The sequence below is a fragment of the Macrococcus sp. PK genome, from assembly GCF_022501545.1.
In the GTDB taxonomy this organism is placed as follows: domain Bacteria; phylum Bacillota; class Bacilli; order Staphylococcales; family Staphylococcaceae; genus Macrococcoides; species Macrococcoides epidermidis.
Genome location: NZ_JAEPRF010000003.1, coordinates 35,712 through 48,738, shown reverse-complemented (window position 1 = coordinate 48,738; position 13,027 = coordinate 35,712). Strand labels below are relative to the sequence as shown.

At 39.4% G+C, this 13,027-nt stretch carries 10 protein-coding genes and 2 rRNA genes; 9 read left to right on the top strand and 3 right to left on the bottom strand.

Annotation, left to right across the window (positions count from 1 at the left end):
* Nucleotides 1-20 precede the first annotated feature (20 nt).
* Nucleotides 21-2,946 (top strand): 23S ribosomal RNA (locus JJJ02_RS02945).
* Between the two features lie 94 nt (nucleotides 2,947-3,040).
* Nucleotides 3,041-3,155 (top strand): 5S ribosomal RNA (gene rrf / locus JJJ02_RS02940).
* A 79-nt stretch (nucleotides 3,156-3,234) separates the two neighbouring features.
* Here rrf and JJJ02_RS02935 read toward each other — a convergent pair.
* Nucleotides 3,235-3,609, bottom strand: a complete 375-nt coding sequence (locus JJJ02_RS02935) for a nuclease-related domain-containing protein (protein ID WP_240837275.1) — start codon at nucleotides 3,607-3,609, stop codon at nucleotides 3,235-3,237.
* A gap of 3 nt (nucleotides 3,610-3,612) precedes the next feature.
* The gene (gene pdxR / locus JJJ02_RS02930; RefSeq protein WP_240837273.1) at nucleotides 3,613-4,950 is read right to left on the bottom strand and encodes a MocR-like pyridoxine biosynthesis transcription factor PdxR; all 1,338 of its coding nucleotides are present in this window, start codon (nucleotides 4,948-4,950) and stop codon (nucleotides 3,613-3,615) included.
* A gap of 107 nt (nucleotides 4,951-5,057) precedes the next feature.
* Between pdxR and pdxS the strand changes: the two genes are divergently transcribed.
* The 3 genes from pdxS to JJJ02_RS02915 all read left to right on the top strand — a co-directional run bounded on the left by pdxS (nucleotide 5,058) and on the right by JJJ02_RS02915 (nucleotide 7,267).
* On the top strand, nucleotides 5,058-5,945 hold the full coding sequence (pdxS, locus tag JJJ02_RS02925) for a pyridoxal 5'-phosphate synthase lyase subunit PdxS (RefSeq protein ID WP_099482278.1): 888 nt from the start codon (nucleotides 5,058-5,060) through the stop codon (nucleotides 5,943-5,945).
* A 1-nt stretch (nucleotide 5,946) separates the two neighbouring features.
* Nucleotides 5,947-6,507: a pyridoxal 5'-phosphate synthase glutaminase subunit PdxT gene (gene pdxT, locus JJJ02_RS02920; protein WP_240837333.1), complete on the top strand. Its 561-nt coding sequence runs from the start codon at nucleotides 5,947-5,949 to the stop codon at nucleotides 6,505-6,507.
* Nucleotides 6,508-6,601: 94 nt separating this feature from the next.
* Nucleotides 6,602-7,267 (top strand): nitroreductase family protein, encoded by a 666-nt coding sequence (locus JJJ02_RS02915; protein ID WP_240837271.1) that lies wholly within the window; start codon nucleotides 6,602-6,604, stop codon nucleotides 7,265-7,267.
* A 43-nt stretch (nucleotides 7,268-7,310) separates the two neighbouring features.
* Here the strand turns inward: JJJ02_RS02915 and JJJ02_RS02910 are convergent, their stop codons facing one another.
* Nucleotides 7,311-8,540 carry a NupC/NupG family nucleoside CNT transporter gene (locus tag JJJ02_RS02910; protein WP_111717453.1) on the bottom strand — a complete coding sequence of 410 codons (1,230 nt, stop codon included), beginning with the start codon at nucleotides 8,538-8,540 and terminating at the stop codon, nucleotides 7,311-7,313.
* A 185-nt stretch (nucleotides 8,541-8,725) separates the two neighbouring features.
* Between JJJ02_RS02910 and JJJ02_RS02905 the strand changes: the two genes are divergently transcribed.
* Genes JJJ02_RS02905 through JJJ02_RS02890 form a run of 4 tightly spaced genes read left to right on the top strand, consistent with a single transcriptional unit; the run spans nucleotide 8,726 to nucleotide 13,027 of the window.
* Nucleotides 8,726-9,187, top strand: a complete 462-nt coding sequence (locus JJJ02_RS02905) for a CtsR family transcriptional regulator (RefSeq protein WP_099577322.1) — start codon at nucleotides 8,726-8,728, stop codon at nucleotides 9,185-9,187.
* An 11-nt stretch (nucleotides 9,188-9,198) separates the two neighbouring features.
* Nucleotides 9,199-9,591, top strand: coding sequence for a UvrB/UvrC motif-containing protein (locus JJJ02_RS02900; RefSeq protein WP_239243139.1), 393 nt, complete (start codon nucleotides 9,199-9,201; stop codon nucleotides 9,589-9,591).
* Complete coding sequence (locus JJJ02_RS02895; protein WP_111717457.1) at nucleotides 9,581-10,591, top strand: protein arginine kinase; 1,011 nt, start codon at nucleotides 9,581-9,583, stop codon at nucleotides 10,589-10,591. Before JJJ02_RS02900 ends, JJJ02_RS02895 begins: the two co-directional genes overlap by 11 nt.
* A gap of 12 nt (nucleotides 10,592-10,603) precedes the next feature.
* Complete coding sequence (locus JJJ02_RS02890; protein WP_240837269.1) at nucleotides 10,604-13,027, top strand: ATP-dependent Clp protease ATP-binding subunit; 2,424 nt, start codon at nucleotides 10,604-10,606, stop codon at nucleotides 13,025-13,027.

Genomic DNA, 13,027 nt, shown 5'->3' with positions numbered 1-13,027 from the left:
CATCACAATTATTAATAACAGATTAAGTTATTAAGGGCGCACGGTGGATGCCTTGGCACTAGAAGCCGAAGAAGGACGTTACTAACGACGATATGCTTTGGGGAGCTGTAAGTAAGCTTTGATCCAGAGATTTCCGAATGGGGAAACCCAGCATGAGTTATGTCATGTTATCCATATATGAATACATAGTATATGAGAAGGCACACCCGGAGAACTGAAACATCTAAGTACCCGGAGGAAGAGAAAGAAAACTCGATTCCCTTAGTAGCGGCGAGCGAAACGGGAAGAGCCCAAACCAGAGAGCTTGCTCTCTGGGGTTGTAGGACACTCAATACGGAGTTACAAAGGAACAGTTTAGACGAATGACTTTGGAAAAGTCAGCCATAGAAGGTAAAGGCCCTGTAGTCGAAAAGTTGTTCTCTCCTGAGTGGATCCTGAGTACGGCGGAACACGTGGAATTCCGTCGGAATCCGGGAGGACCATCTCCCAAGGCTAAATACTCTCTAGTGACCGATAGTGAACCAGTACCGTGAGGGAAAGGTGAAAAGCACCCCGGAAGGGGAGTGAAATAGAACCTGAAACCGTGTGCTTACAAGTAGTCAGAGCCCGTTAATGGGTGATGGCGTGCCTTTTGTAGAATGAACCGGCGAGTTACGATTTGATGCAAGGTTAAGCAGTATATGTGGAGCCGTAGCGAAAGCGAGTCTGAATAGGGCGAATGAGTATCAGGTCGTAGACCCGAAACCAGGTGATCTACCCATGTCCAGGTTGAAGTTCAGGTAACACTGAATGGAGGACCGAACCGACTTACGTTGAAAAGTGAGCGGATGAGGTGTGGGTAGCGGAGAAATTCCAATCGAACCTGGAGATAGCTGGTTCTCTCCGAAATAGCTTTAGGGCTAGCCTCGTGTGATGATTATTGGAGGTAGAGCACTGTTTGGACTAGGGGCCCCCCTCGGGTTACCGAATTCAGACAAACTCCGAATGCCAAATAATTTAACACGGGAGTCAGACTGCGGGTGATAAGGTCCGTAGTCGAGAGGGAAACAGCCCAGACCACCAGCTAAGGTCCCAAAATATATGTTAAGTGGAAAAGGATGTGGCGTTGCCCAGACAACTAGGATGTTGGCTTAGAAGCAGCCATCATTTAAAGAGTGCGTAATAGCTCACTAGTCGAGTGACGCTGCGCCGAAAATGTACCGGGGCTAAACATATTACCGAAGCTGTGGATTGTCCAATGGACAATGGTAGGAGAGCGTTCTAAGCAGCGTCGAAGCATGATCGCAAGGACATGTGGAGCGCTTAGAAGTGAGAATGCCGGTGTGAGTAGCGAAAGACGGGTGAGAATCCCGTCCACCGATTGACTAAGGTTTCCAGAGGAAGGCTCGTCCGCTCTGGGTTAGTCGGGACCTAAGCCGAGGCCGAATGGCGTAGGCGATGGATAACAGGTAGATATTCCTGTACCACCTAAGATTGTTTGAACGATGGGGGGACGCAGTAGGATAGGCGAAGCGTACTGTTGGTTATGTACGTCCAAGCACTGAGACTGAGTATTAGGCAAATCCGGTACTCTTAAGGTCAAGGTGTGATGGGGAGCGAAATTATAGTAGCGAAGTCGTTGATTTCACACTGCCAAGAAAAGCCTCTAGTTAGAAATTAGGTGCCCGTACCGCAAACCGACACAGGTAGTCAAGATGAGAATTCTAAGGTGAGCGAGCGAACTCTCGTTAAGGAACTCGGCAAAATGACCCCGTAACTTCGGGAGAAGGGGTGCTTTTTAGGGTGCAAGCCTTGAAGAGCCGCAGTGAATAGGCCCAAGCGACTGTTTATCAAAAACACAGGTCTCTGCAAAACCGTAAGGTGACGTATAGGGGCTGACGCCTGCCCGGTGCTGGAAGGTTAAAAGGAGTGGTTAGCATCTCGCGAAGCTACGAATTGAAGCCCCAGTAAACGGCGGCCGTAACTATAACGGTCCTAAGGTAGCGAAATTCCTTGTCGGGTAAGTTCCGACCCGCACGAAAGGCGTAACGATTTGGGCACTGTCTCAACGAGAGACTCGGTGAAATCATAGTACCTGTGAAGATGCAGGTTACCCGCGACAGGACGGAAAGACCCCGTGGAGCTTTACTGCAGCCTGATATTGAAATTCGGCACAGCTTGTACAGGATAGGTAGGAGCCTTTGAAGCGTGAGCGTCAGCTTACGTGGAGGCGTTGGTGGGATACTACCCTGGCTGTGTTGACTTTCTAACCCGCACCACTTATCGTGGTGGGAGACAGTGTCAGGCGGGCAGTTTGACTGGGGCGGTCGCCTCCTAAAGAGTAACGGAGGCGCTCAAAGGTTCCCTCAGAATGGTTGGAAATCATTCGCAGAGTGTAAAGGCACAAGGGAGCTTGACTGCGAGACCTACAAGTCGAGCAGGGTCGAAAGACGGACTTAGTGATCCGGTGGTTCCGCATGGAAGGGCCATCGCTCAACGGATAAAAGCTACCCCGGGGATAACAGGCTTATCTCCCCCAAGAGTTCACATCGACGGGGAGGTTTGGCACCTCGATGTCGGCTCATCGCATCCTGGGGCTGTAGTCGGTCCCAAGGGTTGGGCTGTTCGCCCATTAAAGCGGTACGCGAGCTGGGTTCAGAACGTCGTGAGACAGTTCGGTCCCTATCCGTCGTGGGCGTAGGAAATTTGAGAGGAGCTGTCCTTAGTACGAGAGGACCGGGATGGACATACCTCTGGTGTACCAGTTGTCGCGCCAGCGGCATAGCTGGGTAGCTATGTATGGACGGGATAAGTGCTGAAAGCATCTAAGCATGAAGCCCCCCTCAAGATGAGATTTCCCAACTTCGGTTATAAGATCCCTCAAAGATGATGAGGTTAATAGGTTCGAGGTGGAAGTACAGTAATGTATGGAGCTGACGAATACTAATCGATCGAAGACTTAATCAATTTTATAGATTTTTTGCACGGTGATGTTTGGTACATCATATTTCTTCTTAAGTTTATCTAGTTTTGAAAGTATAATATTATTATCTTTCATTTGTCTGGTGACGATGGCAGAGAGGTCACACCTGTTCCCATACCGAACACAGAAGTTAAGCTCTCTAGCGCCGATGGTAGTTGGTCTTACGATCCGCGAGAGTAGGACGTTGCCGGGCAATTCATAAGAGATCCTTCGGGGTCTCTTTTTTGTTTATATATTTAAGCATATGTTTATATGAGTGGGCGAAATAATAACTATTTCGCCCACTGAGTCCATCCTCCATAATAAAAAAGATGTACATAACCTTGTTCATTAATAAAGTTCCCGTTATCAAATCGATATAATCCTGAATAATTTTTAATATCAATGTGTATAACCGTATCATTTGCTATAAATAAAAAATCATATTGAGCTGTGCCAAACATATCTAGCGTTAAATCCCATATGCGTACTAATTGCTCAAAACCTTTTATATGCTCAAAAAAAGCATATTCTCCTTCAAATCCCTTTAAATAATTCCTTAAGTTTTGATAATCCAGGTCTTCCAGAATAACTCGTCCATTTATTTTACATAAATATTGATAGTAAAAGTTTCGATGATGCCGTTTGAGTAGCATTTGAGCCTCCATAAATTATTGCAATAACCGCTTAATAATTGTTTCTATTTTATCATCCTCAAAACTTCCAAATCCAATAATATATTGATTGCTATAACGTGTATTCTGCCCTTCATAATAATCTTGAATGGTATTTATTTCAATATCACGTGTATTTAATTTCTCTTTCGTTTCAAATACAAAGTGCATACCAGCATCACTTCCATATATTTCGAAATTATTAAAATGTTCATCAATCAAATCCAATGTAAGTTCTAATTTCTTCTTATATATTTTACGCATACGATTAATATTGCGCTCAAACTCACCATCTCTTAAAAAAGATGTAATCATAAACTGTATATGTTTAGGAACAGTATTGTTAGGTTTATTTTCTAGGGTAAAATATTTCTCCAATAACAACTTCGGTAACACCATATAAGCCACACGAATACTAGGAAAAATCGACTTTGAAAACGTGCTCATATAAATAACTTTGTCATTTGCACTCATGCCTTGTAAAGCTTTCAAAGGTCTTCCTTTATATCTGAATTCACTATCGTAATCATCCTCAATAATAAATCTCTCACCATTATCTGCCCATTTTAATAACTCGATGCGGCGCTTCGCACTGAGCACAATGCCTGTTGGAAATTGGTGACTGGGCGTGACATGAACGACGCTAGCACTATTTCCTAAAGTACTTGCGATAATACCATCTTCATCAACATTTACATTAATATAATCACGTTCCTCATATTTTAAGACTTTCTTGATCAAAGGATATCCTGGATTTTCAATGTAATACTTTCGCGCTCCTAGAATTCTAGTCAATAAAGTAAACAGTTGTTCAGTAGAGCTGCCAACGATAATTTGTTCATTATTACAATTGACCCCGCGAGAATGATATAAATATCTTCGAATTTCGTTTCTTAACGATAACTCTCCTTGTACATCCCCTCGTTCAAGTAATTCAATTTGTTCTTCTTCAAATGCATCACGCGCATATTTTCGAAACTTCTGGAATGGAAATGATTTAATGTGACTGTCTTCAATTTTAAATGAAATCTTTTTACTAGAATCTATATTCTCCTTCAGTTCCATCGTCTCTCGGGGTATCGTATGAATCGTCTGAATATCTTCAACAAAAAATCCGACTTTAGGTTTCGAATATATATAGCCTTCATCTAAAAGCTGTTGATATGCAATTTCTACTGTTGTTAAACTTAAGTTTAAATGACTGCTTAGTTTTCTTTTAGAAGGTAACTTCTCATTAAACTGTAGTTTACCTCCTAATATATCTTCCTTTATAAATTGATAAAGCTGTGTATATAAAAATTCCTTCTCCTCAAAGCGATATGTGAGCATCTCCATATAAACTGACCCCTTTAATATATTCAAAACTGGTACTTTTATAATACCAAACATTACGTTACATTAGTCTATGTAAACAAAAATTCAGACTATTTAGAGGTGTAAAGATGAGTAAAATTGTAGGATCAGATAAAGTTAAACGTGGTATGGCAGAAATGCAAAAAGGTGGCGTTATTATGGATGTTGTTAACGCTGAACAAGCTAAAATTGCTGAAGCTGCTGGAGCAGTAGCTGTAATGGCATTAGAGCGTGTACCAAGTGACATTCGTGCAGCAGGTGGCGTAGCACGTATGGCTGACCCACGTATCGTTGAAGAAGTAATGAATGCAGTATCTATTCCTGTTATGGCAAAAGGCCGTATCGGTCATATTACTGAAGCACGTGTATTAGAAGCTATGGGTGTTGACTATATCGATGAATCAGAAGTATTAACACCAGCTGATGAAGAGTTCCACTTAAAGAAAGATGAATTTACAGTACCTTTCGTTTGCGGATGCCGTGATTTAGGAGAAGCAGCCCGTCGTATTGGTGAAGGTGCAGCGATGTTACGTACGAAAGGTGAGCCTGGTACAGGAAATATCGTTGAAGCTGTGCGTCACTTACGTAAAGTAAATGCACAAGTGCGTAAATTATCTGTTATGAATGATGATGAAATTATGACAGAAGCAAAACTTTTAGGTGCACCTTATGAAGTATTAAAAGAAATTAAAGCTTTAGGTAAGTTACCAGTTGTAAACTTTGCTGCAGGTGGTGTTGCTACACCAGCGGATGCAGCTTTAATGATGGAATTAGGAGCTGACGGTGTATTCGTAGGTTCTGGTATCTTCAAATCAGAATCACCTGAAAAATTTGCGAAAGCAATCGTTCAAGCGACTACGCATTATCAAGACTATAAATTAATCGGTGAACTTTCTAAAGAGTTAGGTGCAGCGATGAAAGGTTTAGATATTAATAAACTTTCTTTAGAAGAAAGAATGCAGGAACGTGGCTGGTAAGATGAAGATTGGTGTATTAGCACTGCAAGGTGCTGTAAGAGAGCATATTCATCATATTGAACTGGCAGGTCACACAGGGGTGCCTGTAAAGCGTGTAGAACAACTAGAGGATATCGATGGATTAGTATTGCCCGGGGGAGAGTCGACAACGATGCGTCGTCTGATGGATCTCTATGGCTTTACTAAAACATTACGCCAAAGTGAATTACCGATGTATGGTACATGTGCTGGTTTAATCTTACTTGCAAATGATATCGTCGGATATGATGAAGGTCATCTAAAGAAGATGGACATCACTGTTGAACGTAATTCATTTGGACGACAAGTCGATAGCTTTGAAGCCGATCTAGACGTTAAGGGCATTGAAGAACAAGTCAATGCAGTCTTTATCCGTGCGCCACATATTGTATCAGTTGGACCGGAAGTGGAAGTATTAAGTTCAGTAGAAGATAAGATGGTAGCAGTTAAACAAGGAAAATATCTCGGTATATCATTCCATCCGGAACTTACTGAAGACTTTAAGATTATGAAATATTTTATAGAAGAAATGGTTCAATCATAAACTCCAGTGCACACTGGAGTTTTTTCTTTTAGAAATTATTTAATGCGTGCTATAATCTATCAGTACAAAATAAGTGATAAAGGAGTATTTATCAATGAAAGGGTTAACATTAAAAGAAGCAATTGAATCACGTCATTCTATTAAAGAATTCGATCCCGAAGTAAAAATTCCACAAGAAACGATGGAAGAGATGATTGCACTTGCTACTAAAGCACCATCATCTATCAACTTGCAGCCGTGGCGTTTTGTCATTATTGAGGCGGATGAAGCGAAAGAAGCGATTCGAGATCATGTGCAATTTAATACACGTCAACTTGATACAAGTGCTGCGTTTGTCCTTGTACTTTCAGATAACAATCATGTGAACGACCTGGATAGAATAATTCAGAAGAATGTTTCAAAAGGTTATATGAATCAAATTGTAAAAACTGAAAATACACAAATCATGCAGCAGTTAATTGATAAAGCGCCTAAAGAATTAATGTATGCGCAAGGGATGATGGATGCTGCAATGGCAGCGATGCAGTTTATGCTGATTGCGAAAGATTATGGTTATGACACGAATCCTATCGGAGGATTTGAGCGTCTGGAAGTACTGGATGCCTTAAATATTGATGGTGAACGTTATGCGCCAGTAATGTGTATTGCAATAGGTAAAGGTTTAAAAGAACATTATCCATCGAGCAGACATGATGTTTCAGAAATAATGTCATATAATATTTCTGAAACAGGTGTTATTGGTAAGAAAAAAGGATTCTAACAAAAAAAGCTCAATCTGAAAATTTCAGATTGAGCTTTAACTATTATAAGAAGAATCCAGCGATTGTTGCTGAGATGAATGATACAAGTGTTGCACCATATAATAATTTTAAACCGAAACGAGCAACGACATCACCTTGTTCATTGTTCAATGATTTGATTGCTCCTGCAATAATACCGATAGAAGAGAAGTTCGCAAATGATACTAAGAATACTGATACGATACCAATTGCACGTTCTGATAATTCGCCGGTATTACCTTTAACGATTGACTGAACGTCTAACATAGCAACAAACTCATTCGATACAAGTTTCGTCGCCATAATCGATCCTGCTCGCACTGCATCATCCCAAGCAATACCTGTTAAGAATGCAAGTGGTGCAAACACATAACCTAGAATAGTCTGGAAGTTGACGTCACCAGGTGTAAATGCATCAACGATACCATTAAGCATCGCGATTAAAGCGATATATCCGATTAACATTGCAGCAACAATTACCGCAACCTTAAATCCATCTAAAATATATTCTCCTAACATTTCAAAGAATGATTGTTTCTTTTCATCCGTATTTGTCCCCATAATTACAGCATTTTCTTCTTCTGCTGAAACAACGTAAGGGTTAATGATTGAAGCAATGATAAAACCGCCAAATAAGTTTAAGATAATAGCTGTTACGACATATTTAGGTTCAATCATCGTAAAATATGCCCCGACGATAGATAGTGATACCGTACTCATTGCTGAAGCAGTCAACGTATATAAACGGTGCTTTGGAATAAAAGGTAATTGTTTCTTAATAGAAATGAATACTTCTGATTGACCTAAAATTGCTGCAGCTACTGCATTAAATGATTCTAATTTCCCCATACCGTTTACTTTAGAAATCAACCACCCTAAATATTTAATAATGAATGGTAAGATTTTTAAGTATTGTAAGATTCCGATTAAAGCTGAAATAAATGTGATCGGTAATAATACATCCATAAAGAAAGTTGAAGCAGCAGGTACTTTACCGACAGCTGGATTTTCCAGACCACCAAATACGAAGTTGACACCTTGTTCTGCATAGCCTAGTAAATAACCAAAACCAGTAGCTAATGCTTCTACTAATTTGATTCCACCTGAAGTTTTAAGTAAAAGAAAAGCAAGTAGAAACTGAATGGCCATCATGATACCGATATATTGCCAACGCACACTCTTTTTATCTGAACTCATAACCCACGCAAGTAACAAGAAGACAACAAGACCGACGATACCGATAATATAATTCATGAAATCTCTCCTTTAGTCATATTTTTTATACTATAGATATCATACTACACAACGAATGAAAGCGCTAAACAATTTTTCAACTTATTATGAAAATTTGTTCATCAAAAAAGGTCAAACAAATTATTTGATTAACAAAGTAGGATTAAATATAATTAAGTCAAAGAAGGTCAAAGGTGGGTGATGTCATGCACAATATGTCAGATATAATTGAACAATATTTAAAACAGTTACTCGAAGAAGCGCAGGATGATGTTGTCGTAATTAAACGTGCACATATTGCTGAAAAGTTTGATTGCGTTCCATCACAGTTGAACTATGTCATTAAAACGCGCTTTACGAATGAACACGGCTATCAGATTGAAAGTAAACGTGGTGGCGGAGGATATATTCGTATCACAAAGATTGAATCAAATAATAAGGCGGCATTTATTGAGCATTTAATGGAATTAACGGGTAAACAGATTTCACAACAAAATGCAGAACGTATTATAGAAGGTTTACACCAAAATGAATTGATTAATGAGCGCGAGAAAAAGATTATACTTGGTACGATTCATCGTGATGTTTTAATGGTAGATGTACCTTATCGTGATTATATACGCGCTAACATTTTACAAAATGTGCTGAATATCATTCATTATAACTAAGGAGAGATTGTATGCCATACGAAGAAGAATTTTCAATGAATCAGTTACTCAAACACTTGTTAAATAGTGGTGAGTTTCAAGCAGCCCATACACCTGACAAGTGTCCAAATTGTGGACTGACTTTAAGAGAAGCATTACACATCGGCAAATTTGGTTGTCATGAATGTTATAACACTTTTAGTGATTATGTACCGCAAGTTATTGAACGTGTGCAAGCCGGTAATTTACAGCATATTGGTGTAACACCACATAAATCACAAGAAAAGATTGCACTGAAGAAAAAGATAGAAGCACTGGAAGAGAAATTACAAACATTAGTAGAAAAACAAGCGTTTGAAGAAGCGGTTGGTGTGCGTGATGAAATTCGTGCACTTAAGGAAGGTGGAGATACACATGCTGAATAAACATCTTCAGAATATATTAAGTGACTGGATGCAGACAGCTGATGAACCTGCCGTTATCTTAAGTTCACGTATCAGACTCGCACGTAATCTGGAAAATTTCGTTCATCCGATGATGTTTGCTGAAGATACTGCTGATAAAGTAATTGAAGAAGTGTCGAATGTATTAACGGAGGATTACGAACTAATTAAGATGGCTGAAACACCGATGAAAGAGCGCCAAATGCTGGTTGTTAAACATTTGATCAGCAAAGAATTGATGGATACGAAACACGGTGCAGTATTAATCAATGAAGATGAATCAGAAAGTATCATGGTTAACGAAGAAGACCATATTCGTATACAAGTTTTAGGACATGATTTATCACTGCACCATTTATATGAAAGAGCACGCACTATAGACAAAAAACTTGATGAAAAACTTATGATTTCTTATGATGAGCACTACGGTTATCTCACAACATGTCCAACAAATATTGGAACAGGTTTACGCGCAAGTGTTATGCTACATCTGCCGGGGCTTTCTATAATGAAACGTATGTCGCGAATCGCACAAACGATTAATCGGTTTGGATTTACGATTCGTGGTATTTATGGGGAAGGTACACAAGCTTTAGGACATGTGTATCAAGTGTCAAATCAGTTGACGCTCGGTAAATCAGAAGAAAGTATCATCGATGATCTAACGCAGGTTGTTGAACAAATTATTGAAGAAGAAATCAATATGCGTAAGCGTATGAATAATTATGACCATGTCGATACAGTAGATAGAATCTACAGAAGCTTAGGGATACTCAAGTATAGTCATAAAATTTCTGTAGAAGAAGCGAGTCTTAGATTAAGTGAGATTAAACTGGGTATTGATATGGGCATCATAAAAGATACACCATTTAGGTTTAATGAACTGATGGTTGCTATACAGGCACCATTTATTGATAAATTGTATCCAGAAAATAAACAAATAGATGAAAAAAGAGCACAAATGCTACGAGAGCATTTGTAAGGAGGATAAAATATGTTTGGTAGATTAACTGAAAGAGCACAGCGTGTGTTAGCACATGCACAAGAAGAAGCGATTCGTTTAAATCATAATAATATCGGCACAGAGCACTTATTATTAGGCCTTGTGAAAGAACCTGATGGTATTGCTGCGAAAGTGTTAGCAGCATATAACATTACAGAAGAAAAAGTTGTACAGGAAGTAGAACAATTAATCGGTCATGGCACAGATATGGGTGGAACGATTCAATACACACCACGTGCTAAAAAAGTAATTGAATTATCATTAGACGAAGCACGTAAACTTAACCATAACTTTGTTGGGACTGAGCATATTCTATTAGGATTAATTCGTGAGAACGAAGGTGTTGCAGCACGCGTGCTTGCAAATCTTGATTTAAATATTACGAAAGCACGTTCTCAAGTCGTTAAATTGTTAGGCAGTCCTGAAATGGATGCTAAAGGTCATGGTGAAGCTAAAGCACAAGGTACACCAACATTGGATGGATTAGCACGTGATTTAACGGTTATCGCTAAAGACGGTACGTTAGACCCTGTTATTGGCCGTGCTGATGAAGTAACACGTATCATTGAAGTGTTAAGCCGTCGTACAAAGAACAATCCGGTATTGATCGGTGAACCCGGTGTTGGTAAAACTGCTATCGTTGAAGGATTAGCACAAGCAATTGTAAACAATGAAGTGCCTGAAACGTTAAAAGGTAAACGTGTCATGAGTTTAGATATGGGTACAGTTGTTGCTGGTACGAAATACCGCGGGGAATTCGAAGAGCGTCTTAAAAAGGTGATGGATGAAATTCATGCAGCTGGCAACATCATTTTATTCATTGACGAATTACACACATTAATTGGTGCTGGTGGTGCTGAAGGTGCAATTGATGCATCAAACATTCTGAAACCTGCATTAGCACGTGGAGAAATTCAATGTATCGGTGCAACAACTTTAGAAGAATACCGTAAATACATCGAAAAAGATGCAGCGTTAGAACGTCGTTTCCAACCTGTTCAGGTAGATGAACCAAATGTAGAAGATGCAATTGAAATTTTACGTGGTTTACGTGACCGCTACGAAGCGCATCACCGTATTCAAATTTCTGATGAAGCATTAGTTGCAGCCGTAAAAATGAGTGATCGTTACATTTCTGACCGTTTCTTACCAGATAAAGCGATTGACTTAATTGATGAAGCAAGTTCAAAAGTACGTTTACGTAACTATACAACGCCACCAAGTTTAAAAGAACTTGAAGCTGAACTTGAAAAAGTAAAAAATGAAAAAGATGCAGCAGTGCATTCTCAGGAATTCGAACAAGCAGCAGCGTTACGTGACAAACAGTCACAACTTGAAAAACAATTAGATGAAACGAAAAAAGAATGGCAAAAAACGCAAGGTTCTAACAACACGTCAGTAACACCTGATGATATTGCAATTGTTGTTGCGAACTGGACGGGCATTCCTTTAAATAAAATTGCAGAAACTGAATCACAAAAATTATTGAACTTAGAAGAAATTTTACATGACCGTGTAGTAGGACAACATGATGCGGTTGTATCAATTTCTAAAGCTGTACGTCGTGCACGTGCTGGACTAAAAGACCCGAAACGTCCAATCGGAAGCTTTATCTTCTTAGGACCAACTGGTGTTGGTAAAACTGAGCTTGCAAGAGCTTTAGCAGAAGCGATGTTTGGTGAAGAAGATGCAATGATTCGCGTAGATATGAGTGAATTTATGGAGAAACATAGTGTGTCTCGTTTAGTGGGTTCTCCTCCAGGATATGTTGGTTTTGAAGAAGGCGGACAGTTAACTGAGAAAGTGCGTCGTAAACCATATTCAGTTATTTTATTCGATGAAATCGAAAAAGCTCACCCTGATGTATTTAACATGTTATTACAAGTGTTGGATGATGGTCGATTAACAGATTCTAAAGGGCGTACAGTAGACTTCAGAAATACAGTAATCATCATGACAAGTAACGTTGGGGCTCAGGAATTAAAAGATAATAAATTCGTAGGATTCGGTGGTAGTGATGCCGCACAAGATTATGAAACTATCCGCAAAACGATGATGGATGAGTTAAAGAAACAGTTCCGTCCTGAGTTCTTAAACCGTATTGATGATATTATCGTGTTCCATAAGTTAGAGAAAGAACAATTAAAAGAAATCGTTACGTTCATGGTTAATGGCTTAACGAAACGCTTAAAAGAACAAGATATTTATATTACATTAACAGATGCTGCGAAAGAAAAAGTAGCTGATGATGGATACGATCCAGAATATGGTGCACGTCCGTTAACACGTTCTATTCAAAAGAACATCGAAGATAAGTTATCTGAAGAGTTATTAAAAGGCGAAGAATTAGCTGGTCACAATGTGACAATCGACTATAAAGATGGCGAATTTGTAATTACAAAAGAAAGACAATAA